Genomic DNA, 18,197 nt, shown 5'->3' with positions numbered 1-18,197 from the left:
CCGCGCCTACAGCCCCAGCAGCGGCCGTACCCACGCGGCGAACCGGCCGATGGCGTCGTCCGCCTCGGGGGCGCGGCCCGCCATCATCTGGAAGGTGTGCTGCTGCTCGGGGAAGACGTCCAGCAGGACCTCGACCCCCGCCTTCTCGGCGTGTTCCGCCAGCCGGCGGCTGTCGTCGAGCAGCACTTCGGCCCCGCCGACCTGGAGATGGAGCGGGCCGAAGCCGGTGAGGTCGGCGTGGAGCGGGCTGGCCAGCGGGTCGCGCGGGTCGGCGCCGCCCAGGAAGCCCTGCGCCAGCTCGCGCACCCCCTGCTGGGTGAACAGCGCCTCGGCCGAGCTGTTCGACCGCATCGTCGCGCCGGTCACCTCCATGTCCACCCACGCCGAGATCAGCAGCGCCGCCGCGGGCAGCGGCAGCCCCCACTCGCGGGCCCGCAGCTGCGCGGTGACGGCCAGGCCGCCGCCGGCCGAGTCGCCGACGAAGGCGACATGACCGGCCTCGACGCCCTGGCCGAGCAGCCAGCGGTAGGAGGCGGCCACCTGGTCCACCGGCGCCGGGTGCACGCCCTGCGGGAGCAGGGGATAGCTCACGAGCAGTGCCCGGGTACCCGCCGCTTTCGCGAGGTGGCCGAACATCTTGCGGTGGGTGTGTACCGACCCGCCGATGAAGCCGCCGCCGTGGACGCACAGCAGCACCCGGTCGGCGGCGCAGCCGTGCGGGACGGCCCACAGGACGGTGGACCCGTCGGCGTCGGTCTCCAGGTAGTCCACCGCGCCCGGCTCCGCGGTCAGTACGTCCCACTGCCGGTTGTCGAAGATCGGGTCGTCAGGGGCGGGGTCGGCCCGCCACTGCCGGTACAGGTTGGCGACGGCGCCCGACTGTGTGCTCGCCATGGTGTGCGGCCTCCCGTCCCGGCTCAGATCCGGCCTCGTCCGATGGGGAACCAGACGAGCCGGGGGTTCATCGCGTCGGTCATGTTCTGCCTCTCGTTGTGGTCGGGCGGCCCGCGGGAGGCGGGCCGTCGAGAGGTAGACCGGACGGGTACGCGAAAGGAGTCGGGTACGGGAGATCGGGCACGGGAGAGGGGATTCGGCTACCGCAGCAGCTGGCAGACGAAGTCCTCCTGGGTGGCCCGGAGTTGGGCCAGGAGGGCCGGGGTGAGGGTCTTGTTGACCTGGGTGGTGATCGAGAAGGTGAGCGACCTGGTGCCGTCGGCGGTGGCCGCCATCAGCTGGGTGTAGCCGGGGAAGTTGCCGGTGTGGCCGTAGACCGTCCCGCAGCGGGTGGTGTAGCGGAAGAGCGCGAGACCCACCGCGTTGGTGCCGGGGCCGGCGGGCTCCGAGGCACCGGGGACGAAGGTGTACTGCTGCCGCCGGGTCGGCGCGCTGATCAGGGCCGGGCCCGCGTAGCCGCGGATGAAGGCGGTGAGGTCCTTCGGGGTGGACACGATGCCGCCCGAGGCCCAGACCCCCGAGGCGCTCAGCACGGTGCTGACGTCCTCGGGCGGGTTCGGCGGGTCGAAGGCGTAGCCGTGCAGATACGGTTCAGGGAGGGTGTAGCCCTGCGGGAGGCTGGTCTGCGTCAGGCCGAGCGGGCGGTAGACCAGGGTCCGCAGCAGCTCCTCGTAGGGGCGGCCGGTCGCGGCCTCGGCCATCAGCGCGACGGCGATGTTGTCGGAGTTGGAGTACTGGTACCGCGAGCCGGGACGGAACAGCAGCGGCTCGTTCCTGACGTAGTCCAGCAGCTTGCGCGAGTCGAAGTGGTGGCGCGGGTCCGCGGTCAGGATCGCGAGGAAGGCCGGGGCCGCGCTGTAGTCCGGCAGGCCGCTGGTGTGCTGCAGCAACTGCCGCAGCGTCACCTGGGCCCAGGCCCGCGGGAGTGAGGGCAGCCGCCTGCCGATCGTGTCGTCGAGGCAGAGCTTGCCGCGGTCGACCAGGGAGAGTGCGACGGCGCCGCTGAACGCCTTGGCCGTGCTGGCGATCCGCATGTGGTCGGTGGTCCGCGGCGCCCTGCCGGTGCCCAGCTCGGAGACCCCAGCCCGGTAGACCTGGGTACGGTCGCCGCGCCGCATCACCGCGATGGCGCCGGGCGGTCCGCCCGCCGCGTCGACCAGCGCCTGGAGTTGGGCCTGCAGCCCGCCGGGCCCGGGGTCCCGGACCTCCGCCCGGGCGGGTACGGCCACCAGCGCGGCGAGTGCGGCGGCCGCCGCGAGGGCCGCGGCGGCCAGTCGTACGGATCGCGCACGGGCGCGCGGACGCGGGGATGACGCCACGGTCGTACCTCCGGTACGGGGACGGGAGCGGGCCGGCCGAGGCCGGGCAGCCACCAGCCTCGGCCGGTCCGCCGCGACCCGCACCCGTGGTGGTCCATCCGGCCGAAGGCGCCGCACCGCGCCGGGTGACGGCGGCGGACCCCTGCTCAGCCCCCGCTGGGGCCCGCCGCGCGTTCGCAGGCGTGCGCGTAGGCCCGGACCAGGGGGCGGGTGTCGTCCTTGCGCCAGGCCAGGGCGAAGCGGCTGGGGGTGATGCCGTGGACGGGGCGGGTGGTGACGCCGCCGAGGGTGATGAGAGGTGCGTTCCCCGCCGCGATCAGGACCACGCCCAGGCCCCCGACCAGCGCCTCGTACGTCTCCTCCGTGCTGGCGATCTCGGCGCCGACGCGGGCCGGGCGGCCGCCGCGGGAGTCGGTGGCGAGCCAGTAGTCGCGCAGTGGCCCGGCCGACGCGGGCAGGGCGAGGAACGGCTCGTCCAGGAGGTCGGCGAAGTCGACGGCGGCACGGGAGGCCAGCGGGTGGGTGTCGGGGAGCGCGACCAGCCGCGGCTCCTCGGCGACCACCGTGAAGGCGTAGCGCTCCTGGTCGGGCAGCGGCAGCCAGACGAAGGCCACGTCGCTGTCGCCGTCGGCGAGTCCTGCGGTCGGATCCTCCCAACTGACCTGCCGCAGCCGCACGGTGGCCTGCGGGTGCGCGGCCGTGAAACGGGAGCGGACGGCGGGGAGCAGACCGCCGCGGCCCGGACTCGTACTCATGCCCACCACCAGGGTGGCGCGCTGGGCGGCCTTGGCCTCCTCGACCGCCGACCACGCCTCGTCCCAGGCGGCCAGCGTCCGGCGGGCGTACGGCAGCAGCGCCTCGCCCGCCGCGGTGAGGGCCACGCCCTGCCGGTCGCGGGTGAACAGCGGGGCGCCGAGCTGCCGCTCCAGCGCCCGGATCTGCTTGCTCAGCGCGGGCTGCGAGACGAACAGTCGCTCGGCGGCCCGCGTGAAGTGCAGCTCCTCGGCCACCGCGACGAAGTACCGCAGGTCCCGGCCGTGTACGTCCATAGCCATAACCATCAGCTATCACGACAGATCTTGGACGGGCAACGGGCCACGACCGCAGGCTTGTCACAGGGGAGATCGCGGGAAGATCCCGCCGATCGAGAACGACAGTCAACGGGAGAGACGATGAACAAGGTCTGGCTGGTCACCGGCGCGAACAGCGGCTTCGGCCGGGCGATCACCGAGGCGGCCGTCGCCGCCGGGGACGTGGTGGTGGGCGCGGCCCGCCGCACCGAGGCTCTGGACGACCTGGTCGCCGCCCACCCCGACCAGGTGGAGGCACTCCGGCTCGACGTGACCGACACGGCCGCGATCGGCGCCGCCGTCCGCGACGTGGTCGAGCGGCACGGCCGGATCGACGTCCTGGTCAACAACGCGGGCCGCACCCACATCGGTGCCTTCGAGGAGACCACCGACGAGGAGCTGCGCAGCCTCTTCGACGTTCATGTCTTCGGTCCGGCGGCGCTGGTACGGGCGGTGCTGCCGGGCATGCGGGCCCGCCGCTCGGGCGCGATCGTGCAGATGAGCAGCATGGGCGGCCAGATGTCCTTCGCGGGCTTCTCCGCCTACAGCGGTACGAAGTTCGCCCTGGAGGGGATGACCGAGGCGCTGCTCGACGAGGTCCGCCCGCTCGGCATCAAGGCGCTGATCGTCGAACCCGGCGCCTTCCGCACCTCGTTGATGGCCAACCGCGGCGTGAGCGCCGAACTCCCCGACTACGAGGCGACGGTGGGCGGCACCCGCAAGATGGCCGCGGACGCCGACGGCGCGCAGCCGGGCGACCCGGCGAAGGCCGCCGCCCTGATCATCGAGGCGCTGGCGGCCGAGGACACCCCGCTGCACCTGCCGCTGGGCGACGACGGCGTCACCGCGGTGCTCGGCCACCTCGACCAGGTGCGGGCGCAGATCACCCCGTGGGAGTCCCGCGCCCGGGCCACCGCCTTCGACGCGTAGCGCACCGGCACGACAGCGGCGCCCGGTCCTCCCCCGGCAGGGTGGGGGAGGACCGGGCGCCGCCGGTGTGCTCGCGGACCGGGCTCGGGTCAGTGGTGCGAGGCCAGACCGTTGTGGACGGCGCTGATCAGCTCACCGTTCGAGGTGTCGCCGTCCAGCGACCACATCATCGCGCCGCCCAGGTGGGCGTTGCGGATGAACGCGGTCTTGGCGGTGAGGACCTGCGGGTCGTCGTAGGTCCAGAAGTTGGTGCCGTCGTAGAGCCAGGCGAAGCCGTTCCTGGTGTCGCGGTGGACGGTGTAGGTGCCGGACTGCGCCAGGGCCTTGAGGGCGTGGTAGTCCTCGTTGCCCGGTCCCCACGTGGCGGGAGCGGGGCCGGTGGAGGTCTGGAAGAGACCGGCCTTGCCGCCGTCGGGGACGCCCGTCCAGCCCTGGCCGTAGAACGGCAGGCCGAGCACGAGCTGGCGGGCCGGGGCGCCGCGCTTGAGCCAGTCGCCGATGGCCTGGGTGTCGCTGAAGTCGTTGGCCACCGGGGTGTCGCGCGGGGCGCGCAGCGCCGACTGCTGGTTGGTGGTCGACTCGTACGGGCCGTGGAAGTCGTAGCCCTGGACGGTGCCGAAGTCGAGGTACTTGAAGATCTTCCTGGCCTCGAAGCCCGCGTCCATCTTGGCCGGGGCGGCGGGCAGGAACGCGCTCAGGTCGTAGTGCTTGTGCGTGGTGCGGCCGTAGGCGTCGAGCTGCTTGCGGAACTCGGCGGCCAGCGCGGTGAAGTCCTGCTTGTCCTGCGGCCGGTAGACGGTGCCGGTGTTGGCCGCGGAGCCGGGCCACTCCCAGTCGATGTCGACGCCGTCGAAGAGCCCGGCGGCCGAACCGGGGCCGCCCTTGCCGTCCAGCAGCGGCAGGTTGCCCTTGATGAAGATGTCGAGGCAGGACGCCACGAGCGCCTGGCGGGACGCGGGGGTCAGGGCCGCGTCGGAGAAGTTGGTCGACCAGCCCCAGCCGCCGATCGAGATCAGCACCTTCAACTTGGGGTTGGCGGCCTTCAGTTCGCGCAGCTGGTTGAAGTTGCCCGCCAGCGGCTGCTCGGCGGTGTCGGCGGTGCCGTCGACGGAACCCGCCGCGTCGACCGGGTGCTGGTAGTCGGCCCACGCGTCGCCCTGGCCGGGCGCGTTGGCCTCGAAGCACTTGCCGTCGGCGCCGATGTTGGCGAACGCGTAGTTGAGATGGGTGAGTTTGGCGGCGGTGCCGGACGTCTGGACGTTCTTCACCTGGTAGTTGCGGCCGTAGATACCCCACTGGGTGAAGTAGCCGACACTCTTGTACGAGGACGAGTGGCTGTCGTGCCCGTCGTGGGCCTGCGCGGTGCCGGCGCCGGTGACGGCGGGCAGGACGGCGACCAGGGACAGGGTGGCAGCGGTGGCGGCCATACGGCCGAGAACTCTTCTTCGACGCATGGCGCGAAGGTATTGGTCTGGACCAATGGGGGTCAAGGGGAACGGCGGAACCGGTTCCGGACAACCGGCTCCGCCGCTGCTGTCACGCCGTCAGTGCCCCACCTTCCAGGAGGGTCCGGCGCCGGTGAACGTCCGCGACGAGAGGCGGCTGCCGAAAGGCGGGTTGCCGGGGAGGCTGTTGCCCTCCTCGAGGAGGGTGGCGGTGCGGGGTTCGATCAGCATGTACGACGACAGCCCGAAGCCCCGGTCGATGCTGATCTGTGTGCCGGAGCGCCCCAGACGGTCCTTGCTCGTGCCGTTCAGCCGGACTCCGGGGACCTGGGCGAGGACCCGGAAGAGCGCGGCCCGCAGCTTCGAGCTGATCGGTGCGGTGCCCAGCAACTGCTGGATGTCGAACCACTCGTCTCCGGCCAGCTTGTCCGTGAACAGCACGGCCCGCAGAGCCGCCGTGTCGGTCGGCAGCTTGTCCAGTCCGCTGACCCGGACCTTCGTCCTGCCGACGAGCCAGTAGAGCGGCTCCGGCCTGGACGGCCCCAGCCCCATTCCCTGGCCGAGGACGGAGCCGATCTTCACGAAGTGCACGTTGTCGGCCCTCGACAGCCACTCGGCACCCTTCGTGCTCGCGGTGGTGGTGGCATCGTCGTAGCTCACCTTCCAGTACGGCGCGCCGTGGAACCGCCCGATCGCCGTCGCGTCGCCGTGCCCGTGCCGGACCGCCGCGTCCGTCTCGTCCGCCATGCCGTTGAGGAATGTCGCCGCGCTCGCGCTCGCCGGGGGCTTGCTGCCGCCGATGCCCACCGTGGGCAGCACCGCGATGCCGGTGGCCGCCGCGGCCACCACCGCGGCCGACGCGATCCAGCGGCGGCGGAAGAGGCGGCGGCGCACCGGGACGGCGGCGCCCGGGGCGTCCTCCAGACCCGCCGTGTGCCGCGCCTCGCGCTCCATCGCGGCGCGTACGACGGCCTGCGCGCGGGCCACGACCTCCGGGGTGGGCGGGGTCACCGTGCGGGCGGCGACGAGCCGGTCCATGCCGGGGAGCGCGAGATCGGCGGGGGTGAGGGTGGCGTCCTGTTCGGTGGCGGCCTCGCGGCCGCCGCTGCTGCGGGTCATGTCAGGTCTCCTGTCATCCGGTGGGCCGGGGCGTAGGCGCCCCCGGGCGGGGTGAGCGCGTCCCGCAGCCGGGAGCGGGCGCGGTGCAGCCGGGAGCGGGCGGTGCCCTGCGGTATGCCGACGACGGCCGCCGCCTCTGCGGGCGTCAGCTCCTCCCAGATCACCAGCAGCAGCAACTCGCGTTCCACAGCAGGGAGTTCACGCATGATGCGGCGGATCAGCGGAGCCACCGCCTGTGCGTCGAGCCGCTGGTCGACCGCGTGCCAGGGGTCGACCGGGGCGGTCTCCCCGACGGCTGGGACCGGCGCTCCGAGCGTGCGCCAGTGCTCCGCCAGCACATGCCGGGCGACCCCGTAGAGCCACGCCCTGGCGGTGCCGCGCGCCGCGTCGAAGCTTGCCCGGCCCGCGAACGCCCGCAGCCACACCTCCGCCAGCAGGTCGTCCGCCGCGTGCGGGGCCCGCCGGTCCAGATAGGCGTGCAGGACGCCGGAGTGCCGGGCGACCAGTGCCTCGAAGGCCGCGGGATCGTCGGCCGCGCGGGTCAGCGCCGCGTCGTCGGCGGCGCCGTCGTGTGTCATGAGCTCCTCCTCGCCGGGCCGGTCCTTCATCGCCGGCCGCACCCCTACTTCCGTCCGCGCGCGGCGAGCGTTCGCGCGGACCGTAGGATCCCCGCGTGGAGATACCGCCCCCGCCCCCGCCGTCGCCCGAGGACGTCCCGCCGCCCGGGTCGTACCCCGGCATGCCGCCGCCCGCCCCCGCCCCTCCGCCGTACGACGGCCTGCCGCCGTATCCGCAGGCGCCCTACGCCCAGCAGGGACCGTACGGCCAGCAGCCGCCGTACGCCGGGCAGTCGCCCTACGGGGCCGGGGCGCAGGGACCCGGGGCGCCGGGGCAGTATCCGCCGCCGTACGCCGGACCGGCTCCCTACGGGCCGCAGCCGTACGGCGGTTACCCGCAGGGCGGCTGGTACGCGCCGCAGCTCACCACCAACGGGATGGCCATCGCCTCGCTGGTGACCGCCTTCAGCTGTGTGCCGCTGCTCGGCGCGATCCTCGGCTTCTTCTCGCTGCGGCAGATCAAGCGGAACCCGCAGAAGGGCAAGGGCCTGGCGATCGCCGGGATGACCCTGTCGGGCATCGGCACCGCGCTGTTCGCCCTCATCGTCACCCTCGGAGTGATGGGCGTCTTCGACGAGGGCAACACCCGGGTGGAGAACCTCAGGCCCGGCCAGTGCTTCAACACCGTGGGCAAGACGCTGTCCGACTACGGCGGCGGCGACGGCGCCCGGTCCACCACCGTGGACGTGGTCGGCTGCGAGAAGCGCCATGACGCGGAGGCGTTCGCGGTCTTCGCGCTGGACGCCGCGAGCGGTGGCGACTACCCCGGGGTGGACTCGATATCGGCCATAGCGGAGACGAAGTGCGCCGCATATGCCAGTGACTACACCGGCGACACCCCGCTTCCCGGCAGCATGGACATCTACTACTACATGCCTCCGCCGGACGGCTGGTCGCGCGGCGACCACTCGGTGACCTGCTTCTTCGGCGGCACCACGGGCAAGGTGTCCGGTTCCGTCAAGGACGGCGCCAAGGGGTCCGGCGTCGGAGTGTGAAGCTCAGGGGAAGGCTTGCGGACGGGTACCGACGGTTGCCAAGCTGTCGCACACAGTCAACCCCTTGGGAGGGCCACGTGTCATTCGGTGAGCAACCCGCCTACCTTCGCGTCGCGGACGACCTGCGGCGCAAGATCCTCGACGGCACGCTCCCACCGCACGCGCGGCTGCCCTCCCAGGCCCGGATCCGTACCGAGTACGGCGTCTCCGACACGGTCGCGCTGGAGGCGCGGAAGGTCCTGATGGCCGAGGGCTTCGTGGAGGGCCGGTCGGGCTCCGGCACCTATGTACGGGAGCGGCCCCGGCCGCGGAAGATCGTCCGCAGCGGCTTCCGGCCGGCGGGCACCGCGAGCCCGTTCCGGCAGGAGCAGGGCGACGAGGGCTGCAAGGGCACCTGGGAGTCGCGCAGCATCCAGGACGTGGCGTCGGTGGCCATCGCCGAGCGGCTGAGCATCGAGCCCGGCGACCGGGTGATGCGCACCCACTACCTCTTCCGTACCGAGGGCGAGCCCTCGATGCTCTCCACCTCCTGGGAGCCGCTTTCGCTGACCGGCCGCACCCCGGTGCTGCTGCCCGAGGAGGGGCCGGTCGGCGGGCAGGGTGTGGTGCAGCGGATGGCCGCGATCGACCTGGTCGTCGACCATATGGCCGAAGAGGTGGGCGCGCGCCCGGGGCTCGCGGAGGAGACCGCCGCGCTCGGTGGTGTGCCCGGGCACATCGTGATCGAGATCCGGCGCACGTACTTCGTGTCCGGGCAGCCGGTGGAGACCGCGGACGTCGTGATCCCCGCGGAGAAGTACCGGGCGGTGTACCACCTTCCGGTGAGGTGACGGCCGGGCGCCGCCCCGCGTGAACCCTCCGCGGGGCCGCCGCTCGCCCCGGCCGGTCCCACGCGTCCGGCAGGTGACCGGACGTCAACTTCTGGTCGAACGCCTGGCCGGATCGGTACCTCTTCGTGTCAATGCGTACCCGCCCCGTGAACCTCGGGCGTAGGCTCGGGCATATGCGCATCGCCGTTTCCTCGGACATGGATGAACCGGTGGCCCGGCAGGTGGTCGAAGAGCTGCGGCATCGCGGCCACACCGTGCTGGCCTATGGCGCACTGCGCCCCGGTGACCGCAAGGACTGGGCGTGGAGTGCGGAGGCCGCGGCGCGCGCGGTCGCAGACGGAGCCGCTGACCAGGCTGTCGTCTGCTGTTGGACGGGCACGGGCGCGTCCATCGCCGCCAACAAGATCCCGGGAGTACGGGCGGCGCTGTGCGCCGACGCGTACACGGCGCGCGGCGCGCGCACCTGGAACGACGCGAACGCGCTGGCGCTCAGCCTGCGCGTGGTCTCCGGCGCGGTGCTCGGGGAGATCCTCGACGCCTGGTTCGACGCCGTGGCCAGCGACGCCTCCGACGACCGGGAGAACGTGGCGCACCTCGCCGAGCTGGACCTTGAGGGGGAATGAAAGCCGATGACGTTAGACCTCGTGTGGGTCCTCATACGTCAGGACGACAGCGGCAACCGCTACCGCGTGGGACGGTACGCGACCCGCGCCGAGGCCGAACGGGTGGCGGACGCCCTCGCCGGACCGCAGCTGGAAAGGGAACGGGAACGGGGACGGCACTACGTCATAGAACGGGTCGCCCCCCGGGCGGCGCAGTCGTCGTAGCGGCGCCGGGAGCGCCGTAGGTGCCATGGGTGCGGGCGGGGACGGGTGCGACGTCCCCGTAAGGTGCGGTCCATGACCGATCGGGTGGTGGTGGGCGGAGCGTTGCTCGACGCCGGGCGGCTGCTGGCCGCCCGCAGGACCGCGCCGGCGGCGCTCGCCGGACGCTGGGAGCTGCCGGGCGGCAAGGTGGAGCCGGGCGAGACGCCGCAGGACGCCCTCGTGCGCGAGCTGCGCGAGGAACTCGGCGTCACCGTCGCGCCGCTGGAGCGTGTCCCCGGCGCCTGGCCGCTGTCCGGCGGGCTGACCCTGCACGTGTGGACCGCGCGTCTGGTGGAGGGCACGCCCCGCCCGCTCCAGGACCACGACGTCCTGCGCTGGCTGCTGCCCTCCGAGACCGGCGAGGTGGACTGGCTCGACCAGGACCGCCCGGCGGTGGAGTGGGCTGCCCGGACGCTGGCCCGCTGACCGCGTCGCACCGACGGTCTTTCCGGCTCCCCGAGCCCTGCGCATTCGTGGTCTTTGGGGGAATATCGGGTAAGAGGGGGTAAATCCCTGTAGGAGGCCGGGTGCGACACCGGCCCGACCCGGTCGGGGGTGCGAGGCATGAGCGCCAGCGGCGACGATCCGGAGGCGTCGCCGAGACGCGTCCGGCGGCCGGGCGGTCTGCAGCCAGGACCCGACCCCGCCGAGTTGGCCCGCCGGGAACACCAGGAGCGCCTGGAGCGCGAGGAGCGCGAGGGGCAGGGCGAGAGCACCGGCACGCTCCTCGACACCCTGCGGGTCGCCGTCGTCATGCTCGACACCAGCGGCCGGGTGCTGCTCTGGAGTCCGCTCGCCGAGGAAGTCCTCGGCTGGGCGGGGGAGCACATCGTGGGCCGCCGGGTGGGCGGTCTCTTCGGTGCCTCCGACGACGCCCCCGACCAGGGCGACCCGGAGCACGCGGAACAGGTCCTCAGCGAGGTCCTGCGCGACGGCCGCTGGAGCGGCATCCTCTCGCTGCGCCACCGCGACGGCCACGCCGTCCAGGTGGAGACCAGAGCCTCGCTGCTGGTGGACGGCGACGGCCGCCCCTTCGTCCTGGCGTCGATGGTCGAGACGTCCAGGCTGCGCACCCTGGAACACGACCTGGGCGCCCTCGACTCGCTCTTCGACGCCTCCCCGCTGGGCGTGGCCATCTTCGACCGCGAGCTGCGCTACATACGGGTCAACGAGGCGCTGGCCGCCATGAACGGCCTGCCGGTCGCCGACCACATCGGCCGCACGGTCGCCGAGATCCTCGACGAGCAGACCGCCGCCGACCTCACCGCGCTGCAACGCGACGTGCTGGCCACCGGCCGTCCGGTGATCGACCTGGTGTCGCTGGCCCCGCGCGGCCGCGGCCACCGGTCGCTGTCGTACCACCGGCTGACCGACCGCGCCGGGCGGGTGCTGGGGATCAGCGCCACCGTGATCGACGTGACCGAGCGGGTGGAGGCCGCCGCCAAGGTGGAGCGGGCCAGACGGCGGCTCGCGCTGCTCAACGACGTCAGCTCGCGGATCGCGGGCGAGCTGGACGTACGCCGCAGCGCCGAGGAACTGGCCCGCGCGCTGGTGCCGACCTTCAGCGACTACTCGGGGGTGATCCTGCACGCCGAGGTGGCCGACGGCGGCGACCTGCCCAGCGTGCCGTACAGCGACAGCACCCCGATGCGGCAGCTCGGCGCGCACGCGGTGCGCTGGGGGCCCGAGGTGCACGAGATGATCCGGCAGGGGCAGCCGATCTCCTTCACCCGCAAGTCGATCTTCGGCACCGTGCTGACCAGCGGGCAGCCCCGGCTGGTCAGCTCCGAGCGGGAGCTGCTGGCGACCACCTTCCCCGGCGACCCCAAGGTGCAGGCCGCGATGGCGCTCGGCATCCACTCGCTGCTGGTGCTGCCGCTGCGGGCCCGCGGGGTGGTGCTCGGGCTGCTGGTGGTCAGCCGCGCCCGCGGCCGGGAGCCGTTCGACCACGACGACCTGGCGCTGGCCATGGACCTGGCCAACCGGGCGGGCGCGGCCCTGGACAACGCCCGGCTCTACGTCCGCGAGCGCGAGGGCGCCCTGATGCTCCAGCGCACCCTGCTGCCGCAGTCGGTGCCCGAGCCGCCGGGCGTCGGCGTCGCCTTCCGGTACGTGCCGGGCAGCAGCGGCGCGGAGGTCGGCGGCGACTGGTTCGACGTCATCCCGCTGGCGGGCGGCCGGGTCGCCTTCGTCGTCGGCGACGTGATGGGACACGGCCTGGGCGCCGCCGCGACCATGGGGCGGCTGCGTACCGCGGTACGGACGCTGGCCGGGCTCGACATGCCGCCCGACGAGCTGCTGCGCCGGGTCAACGACCTCGGCGACGACCTCGCCCGCGGCCAGGCCGAGGGCTGGATGGCCACCGCCGTCTACGCGGTGTACGACCCGTCCACCCGGCGCTGCGCCATCGCCCAGGCGGGCCATCTGCCGCCGATCCTGGTGCAGCCGGAGCAGGGCGCGGACGGAGGGGACGGCGAGGACGGCGACGGCTGCCCGGACCCGCTGCCGGGGGACGGCGGCGAGCGCTGGGAGGCCCGGCTGATCGACCTGCCCGCCGGGGTGCCGCTGGGCGTGGGCGGGGTGCGCTTCGAGACCACCGAGCTGGAGGTGCCGGACGGCACCGTGCTCGTGCTCTACACCGACGGACTGGTCGAGTCCCGCCGCCATGACATCGGCGACGGCCTGGACCGGCTGCGCAAGACGCTCTGCCGCCCGATGGACTCGCTGGAGGAGGTCTGTGACGACGTGCTGAACACCATGGAACCCGGCCGCGAGCCGGACGACGTCGCGCTGCTGATGGCCAGGCTCGGCGGGCTGCCCGCCGGTTCCACGGCCTCCTGGACCTTCCCCGCGGAGCCCAGCGCCGTCCGGCTGGCCCGCCGCCGGGTCCGGGACACCCTGGTGGAATGGGGCCTGCCGACGCTCGCCGACGTCACCGTACTCCTGGTCAGCGAGCTGGTGACCAACTCGCTGCGGTACGCGCACGGCCCGATCGGGGTACGGATGGTACGCGGCTCCTCACTGCTGGTGGAGGTCTCCGACCCGCTCCCCGACCCACCGATGGAGCGGGAGGCCACCGCCGAGGACGAGGGCGGCCGAGGCCTTCAGCTGGTGGCCCGGGCCTCACGGCGGTGGGGGACGCGGCACGGGCCGCTGGGCAAGACGGTCTGGTTCGAGCTGGCCCTGCCGTGACTGCGGCGATGGTTCACGAGTGTGGTTCCGGGTATGCCGAAGACGCGGGAGCGAGGAACGCATTCGTGGTGTCACGGGGACCGACCCCGTCCGCCACGAGCCGAGATGATGCTGTGATCGACAAGACCGTGTGCTGGACGGTCGTCATGCTGAATACTCGGCTCCAACCGGTCCATGTGTGCTGAGCTGGAGGGGTCGGGCGAGTGAGCGACATGCCAGCGAGGGCGGTTCCGCCCCGAGACGACACGGACGCGGTCACCGCGGTCTGGCAGTCGAGCCCGCCCGGTTCGATCTACGACTACATACGCGTGGCGTCCTTCTCGCTGGACCGCGACGGCAAGATCGACCAGTGGAGCGAGCGCGCCGCCGAGTTCTTCGGGGTCCCCGCCGAGCAGGCACTCGGCCGCGACCCGGTCGCCGCCTTCGCGCCGCGCGACGTCCAACCCCGCGCGCGCGAACGCCTCTCGGAGATCCTGGACGGCCGCGAGTGGACCGGCCTGGTGCCGTACGAGGACGCGTCCGGCGCGCGCGGGCTGGCCGAGGTCTATGTGATGCCCGCCGACCGCGGCGCGCTGTGCATCGCGGTGGACGTGGCCACACTCCGTCAGATCGAGACCGATGTCGCCGCCTCCCAGGCGGTGTTCGGCCAGTCCCCGATGGGCTTCGTGCTGTTCGACACCCATCTGCGGCTGATCCGGGTCAACGACCGCTTCGCCACCGTCTTCGGCCGCCCCGCCGACGAGCACCGCGGGCGCGGCCCGCACGACTTCCTGTCCCGGGTGGAGGCCGACCGGCTCTCCGCCGCGCTGCGGCAGGTGCTGGAGACCGGCGAGCCGGTGCTGGACATGCCGCTGGTCGGCACCGTGCCCGGCGACCCCGCCAGGCGGCGCTGGTCGATGTCGCTCTACCGGCTGCACAGCGGCTCCGGACGGCCGATCGGCGTCGCCGGACTGGCGATGGACGTCACCGGACGACAGCGCGCCGAGCGCGAAGCCGCGCACGCCCGCCGCAACCTCGCGCTGCTCAACGAGGCGGGCGCCAGGATCGGCACCTCGCTCGACCTGGAGACCACCGCACGCGAACTCCTGGACGTGGCCGTCCCGCACTTCTGCGACCTCGCGTCCGTCGACCTCTACCAGGCGCTGCTGTCCGGCGCCGAGGACCTGGCGGGCACCACCGACGGCAGCGGCGAGGTACGGCGGGTGGCGTTCGCCAGCGCCGTGTCGGACGCGCCGGTCGCGATGGCCGGGGACGACGACGACATGTCCGAGGAAGGTCCGGTCTCGGTCGGCGCGGTGCACCGCTACCGGTTCAGCTCCGCCAGCGCCCGCGCGCTGCGCACCGCCCAGCCGCAGGTGATCGACGGCGACGGCGGCCCGGACCTGGGCGGCACCCTGGTGCAGTCCACGCTGGTGGTCCCGATGGTCGCCCGCGACACCGTACTCGGCCTGGTGCAGTTCTCCCGGGCCAAGGGCAGCGAGCCGTTCGTGGAGCGCGACCGGATGCTCGCCGAGGAACTCGCGGGCCGCGCCGCGGTGTTCATCGACAACGCCCGGCTCTACCGGCGCGAGCACGAACGCGCGCTGATCCTGCAGCGCAGCCTGCTGCCCCCGGACGACCCCGAGGCCGCCGGACTCGACATCGCCTGCCGCTATCTGCCGGGCAGCATGGAGACCGAGGTCGGCGGCGACTGGTTCGACGTCATCGAACTGCCGGGCCACCGCACCGCGCTGGTCGTCGGCGACGTGATGGGCCGCGGGCTGCGGGCCGCCGTCGCGATGGGCGAACTGCGCACCGCCGTACGCACCCTGGCCATGCTCGACCTCGAACCGGCCGATGTGCTCACCGCGTTGGACGAGGTCGCCCGCGGCCTCGGCGCCCCCGCGCAGGGCCGCACCCGGCGCGCCAAGGACCGCGGCGGCGCCGACCTGTCCGAGGTGTACCTGGCCACCTGCGTCTACGTGGTCTACGACGCGGTCACCCGGAGGTGTTCGATCGCCAACGCGGGTCATCTGCCGCCCGCGGTGGTCGAGCCGGGCGAATCGCCGCTGCTGCTCGAAGTGCCCAAGGGCGTGCCGCTGGGGGTCGGCGGCGAGCCCTTCGAGGAGATCGAGGTCGAGCTGCCCGAGGGCACGCTGCTCACCCTCTACACCGACGGCCTGGTGGAGTCCCGCAACCACCCGCTGGACGAGGGCCTGGACGCCTTCCGCGCCTCGCTCGCCGGACCGCCGCGGCCCCTCGAGGACATCTGCGACCACGTCCTGGCGACGCTGGACACCGCGCACGGCGAGGACGACATCGCCCTGCTGATGGCCCGCATCCGCGGACTGCCCGCCGAGCAGGTCGGCGACTGGACGCTGGAGCCGCGCCCCACCTCGGTCGCCCGCGCCCGCGAGCTGGCCCGCGGACAGCTCCAGACCTGGGGCCTGGACGAGCTCGCCGACACCACGGAACTGCTCGTCAGCGAACTGGTCACCAACGCCCTGCGGCACGGCTACGGCGACATCCGGCTCCGCCTGCTGCTCGACCGCACCCTGGTCTGCGAGGTCTGGGACAGCGCCCTCGTCCAGCCCCGCCGCCGCCGCGCCCGCGACACCGACGAGGGCGGCCGCGGCCTTCAGCTCGTCACGATGCTCAGCGAGAGCTGGGGCAGCCGCCGCACCCACCGCGGCAAGACCGTCTGGTTCGAACTCGCCCTCCCCGGCGAGGGCTCCCCGGCGGCGGGCCCCTCGGTGGAGGACCTGCTCAGCATGTTCTGACGGCTCGCCTCAGAAGCCCGTTGCCGCCAGGCGGGTGCGGGTGGCTTCGCCGCCGAAGGTGGCCGGGGTGGTGCTGTTGGGGGGCTTGCCCAGCAGGATGCCGCCGAGGAGGGCGGGCGTGCGGGCGTCGGCAGGCTGGGGGAAGGCGTCGATGTCCCTGCGGGCCTGGGACTGTGCCTCGCGGGCGAGCCGGTCGGCCGCCTGGGCGTGGGGGAGCGCGTCGGCGGGGTCGTCGGTCGCCAGGGTGTCGGCCAGCCGGAGCCGCCGTTCGGCCTCGGTGAGCCGGGTACGGGCCTGACTGCCGATCGCGCCGCGGTGGGTGGTGACCAGGTCCCGGGCCGCGCCGACCTCCGCGCGGGCCGTCAGCAGCGCGCTGTCCAGCACACCACGCGCCCGCCCCGGCGCCTCGCGACCCGCCTCGTCCTCCGCCTCGTCCCGCGTCTCGCCGGGCGCGGGCTTCCGTGTCGCGTCCCGCGTCTCGCCGGGCCCCGGCTTCCCCGTCTCGTCGCGCACCGCGGTCGCCTCCGTCACCCGCCGCAGCGCGGCGATCGGATCGTGCCGCCCGGCCGCCAGCTCCTCCCGTACGGCGTGCGCCGCCGGCTCGTCGGAGGCGGAGGCGGAGGCGAGGGCGTCCCGAAGCGCGTTGTCCGCCTCCCGCAGGTCCCGCGCCCGGCGGATGACGGCGTCGGCGAGCACCGCGGCCTGGGCCAGCGCGCCCTCGGCGGCCCGGAGGAAGGCCGCCGCCCGGCTGCGGTCGATGCCGAGCGCGGGCCGCGCCTGGTCGAGCCCGGTGTGCGCGAACTCCAGCAGGTCCCTGGCCCGCGCCGGATGCCCGGCGACCGGTGCCAGCGCGGAGTCGGCGTACGCCTGCGCCGCCGGGGCCAGCGCCGCCTCCGCGGCGGCGATCCGGCCCGGCAGCGCCGTCGCCCGCGCCTCGGCCCGCTCCAGCGTCTCCGGCGCCTGCGCCTCCAGGGCCCGCAGCCGGTCGAACGCCTCCGACTCCGCGTCCAGCCGCCGGTCGGCCTGAGTGCAGCGGGACAGGATCTCGTCGAGCATCTGGCGCCGCGTGGCGTCGTCGTCGGCCGGATAGCCGTCGTCGAGCCGCTGCCGCAGCCGGAAGGCGGCCGCCAGCTCGCTCCTGGCGTAGTCGACGGCCTCGACGAACGGCTTCACCGCCTCGTCGCCGACCTGCGCCGCCGCCAGGCCCACGTCCTCGTCGCTGGTGCGCACCGCGTCGTCGGTCGCCACCAGCACCTGCCTGGCCTGGTCGTCCAGCTCCGGCAGCGGGGTCGGCCGCGGCGCGCCCCAGCCGCGCTCGCCCGGCCGCGGCCGCCGCCCGCCGGGGCGGGTCGAGGGGATGATCTCCGGGCCGTCCCTGCCGCGCCGCCTGCGGACCGCGAACACCATCAGCGTGCCGAGCACCCCGACGGCCACCACCGGCACCCACAGGTCACCGGCGCCGTTGGACGAGGCCGCGCTGCCACCCGGGTCCACGGCGCCCGGGGTGATCGCGGGCGCGGTCACCGGCCGCCCGCCCAGCACCGCGTCGTAGCCGTACGCGGCCCCCGTCGCGGCGCCCGCCCAGTCGCTCTGCCGCAGCGCCGGCTCCACCGCGGCGCCGCTCACCTCGCTGAGCTGGGCCGGGGTCAGCCCCGAGTCCTGGTCGGCGGAGATGGCGTAGCGCCGGTCGTGGGTGGCCACGGCGAGCAGGATGTCCCGCCGGCCGAGGCCGTTGCTGGTGGCGGTGGCGTTCGCCCAGTCCTGCGGGGTGCGGCCGGAGAAGCCGTTCACGTAGACCACGAAGAGCTGGATGCCGCGGTCGTCGTAGAGCTGGTCGAGTGCGGCCGTCACCTGTGCGGTGCGGCCGCCCAGCGCCGCGACCCGGTCGGTGACGGCACCCGTGCGCGACAGCGTCACCGGATCGTCGGCCCGCGCCGCGCCGACCACCCCGGGCACCAGCCACAGGGCGCCGAGCGCCGCAACGATCCCCGCGACCCGTCGCATCCGCACCGCGCCTTTCGCCCCGCCACGGCTCCACCGCGTGGCTCCTTTTCGGAGGCTAAGCGCGCACCGCCCGTGCCGCGACCGGAGATCGGTCGCG

The 18,197-nt window shown here is 73.9% G+C and carries 15 protein-coding genes; 8 read left to right on the top strand and 7 right to left on the bottom strand.

The features are described from left to right. Nucleotides 1–6: 6 nt before the first annotated feature. The 3 genes from AB0M29_RS00075 to AB0M29_RS00065 all read right to left on the bottom strand — a co-directional run bounded on the left by AB0M29_RS00075 (nt 7) and on the right by AB0M29_RS00065 (nt 3,328). Nucleotides 7–894 carry an alpha/beta hydrolase gene (locus tag AB0M29_RS00075; RefSeq protein ID WP_365376607.1) on the bottom strand — a complete coding sequence of 296 codons (888 nt, stop codon included), beginning with the start codon at nt 892–894 and terminating at the stop codon, nt 7–9. A gap of 200 nt (nt 895–1,094) precedes the next feature. After that, nucleotides 1,095–2,273 carry a serine hydrolase domain-containing protein gene (locus AB0M29_RS00070; RefSeq protein WP_365376605.1) on the bottom strand — a complete coding sequence of 393 codons (1,179 nt, stop codon included), beginning with the start codon at nt 2,271–2,273 and terminating at the stop codon, nt 1,095–1,097. Between the two features lie 146 nt (nt 2,274–2,419). After that, nucleotides 2,420–3,328, bottom strand: coding sequence for a LysR substrate-binding domain-containing protein (locus AB0M29_RS00065; RefSeq protein WP_365376602.1), 909 nt, complete (start codon nt 3,326–3,328; stop codon nt 2,420–2,422). A 117-nt stretch (nt 3,329–3,445) separates the two neighbouring features. Here AB0M29_RS00065 and AB0M29_RS00060 point away from each other — a divergent pair, with 117 nt between their 5' ends. Next, nucleotides 3,446–4,273 (top strand): oxidoreductase, encoded by an 828-nt coding sequence (locus AB0M29_RS00060; protein ID WP_365376600.1) that lies wholly within the window; start codon nt 3,446–3,448, stop codon nt 4,271–4,273. Nucleotides 4,274–4,362: 89 nt separating this feature from the next. Here the strand turns inward: AB0M29_RS00060 and AB0M29_RS00055 are convergent, their stop codons facing one another. The 3 genes from AB0M29_RS00055 to AB0M29_RS00045 form a co-directional block, all read right to left on the bottom strand. Further along, the gene (locus tag AB0M29_RS00055) at nt 4,363–5,727 is read right to left on the bottom strand and encodes a glycoside hydrolase family 18 protein (RefSeq protein ID WP_365376598.1); all 1,365 of its coding nucleotides are present in this window, start codon (nt 5,725–5,727) and stop codon (nt 4,363–4,365) included. Nucleotides 5,728–5,817: 90 nt separating this feature from the next. Continuing rightward, a complete protein-coding gene (locus AB0M29_RS00050; protein WP_365376595.1) occupies nt 5,818–6,837 on the bottom strand; it encodes a hypothetical protein in 1,020 nt (339 codons plus the stop codon). Further along, nucleotides 6,834–7,415: an RNA polymerase sigma factor gene (locus AB0M29_RS00045; protein WP_365376593.1), complete on the bottom strand. Its 582-nt coding sequence runs from the start codon at nt 7,413–7,415 to the stop codon at nt 6,834–6,836. The genes AB0M29_RS00050 and AB0M29_RS00045 overlap by 4 nt, the downstream gene beginning before the upstream one ends. A gap of 95 nt (nt 7,416–7,510) precedes the next feature. Here AB0M29_RS00045 and AB0M29_RS00040 point away from each other — a divergent pair, with 95 nt between their 5' ends. The 7 genes from AB0M29_RS00040 to AB0M29_RS00010 all read left to right on the top strand — a co-directional run bounded on the left by AB0M29_RS00040 (nt 7,511) and on the right by AB0M29_RS00010 (nt 16,096). Beyond that, entirely contained in the window at nt 7,511–8,449 is a 939-nt protein-coding gene (locus tag AB0M29_RS00040) for a DUF4190 domain-containing protein (protein WP_365376591.1), read from the top strand. Nucleotides 8,450–8,526: 77 nt separating this feature from the next. Beyond that, entirely contained in the window at nt 8,527–9,279 is a 753-nt protein-coding gene (locus AB0M29_RS00035) for a GntR family transcriptional regulator (protein ID WP_365376589.1), read from the top strand. A gap of 173 nt (nt 9,280–9,452) precedes the next feature. Then, the gene (locus tag AB0M29_RS00030; RefSeq protein WP_365376586.1) at nt 9,453–9,902 is read left to right on the top strand and encodes an RpiB/LacA/LacB family sugar-phosphate isomerase; all 450 of its coding nucleotides are present in this window, start codon (nt 9,453–9,455) and stop codon (nt 9,900–9,902) included. A gap of 6 nt (nt 9,903–9,908) precedes the next feature. Continuing rightward, nucleotides 9,909–10,106 carry an SPOR domain-containing protein gene (locus tag AB0M29_RS00025; RefSeq protein WP_365376583.1) on the top strand — a complete coding sequence of 66 codons (198 nt, stop codon included), beginning with the start codon at nt 9,909–9,911 and terminating at the stop codon, nt 10,104–10,106. A gap of 72 nt (nt 10,107–10,178) precedes the next feature. Next, nucleotides 10,179–10,571 (top strand): (deoxy)nucleoside triphosphate pyrophosphohydrolase, encoded by a 393-nt coding sequence (locus AB0M29_RS00020; protein ID WP_365376580.1) that lies wholly within the window; start codon nt 10,179–10,181, stop codon nt 10,569–10,571. A gap of 138 nt (nt 10,572–10,709) precedes the next feature. Then, the gene (locus AB0M29_RS00015; RefSeq protein ID WP_365376578.1) at nt 10,710–13,337 is read left to right on the top strand and encodes a SpoIIE family protein phosphatase; all 2,628 of its coding nucleotides are present in this window, start codon (nt 10,710–10,712) and stop codon (nt 13,335–13,337) included. Nucleotides 13,338–13,549: 212 nt separating this feature from the next. Further along, nucleotides 13,550–16,096, top strand: coding sequence for a SpoIIE family protein phosphatase (locus AB0M29_RS00010; protein WP_365377613.1), 2,547 nt, complete (start codon nt 13,550–13,552; stop codon nt 16,094–16,096). 9 nt (nt 16,097–16,105) lie between these two features. On the opposite strand, the gene AB0M29_RS00005 is transcribed toward AB0M29_RS00010, so the two are convergent. Further along, nucleotides 16,106–18,100, bottom strand: coding sequence for a TPM domain-containing protein (locus AB0M29_RS00005; RefSeq protein WP_365376576.1), 1,995 nt, complete (start codon nt 18,098–18,100; stop codon nt 16,106–16,108). Between the last annotated feature and the right edge of the window lie 97 nt (nt 18,101–18,197).

This window comes from Streptomyces sp. NPDC051976 (assembly GCF_040680795.1).
Classification (GTDB): Bacteria; Actinomycetota; Actinomycetes; order Streptomycetales; family Streptomycetaceae; genus Actinacidiphila.
The sequence above is the reverse complement of the archived record's forward strand: the minus strand, read 5'-3'. Positions and strand labels throughout refer to the sequence as shown.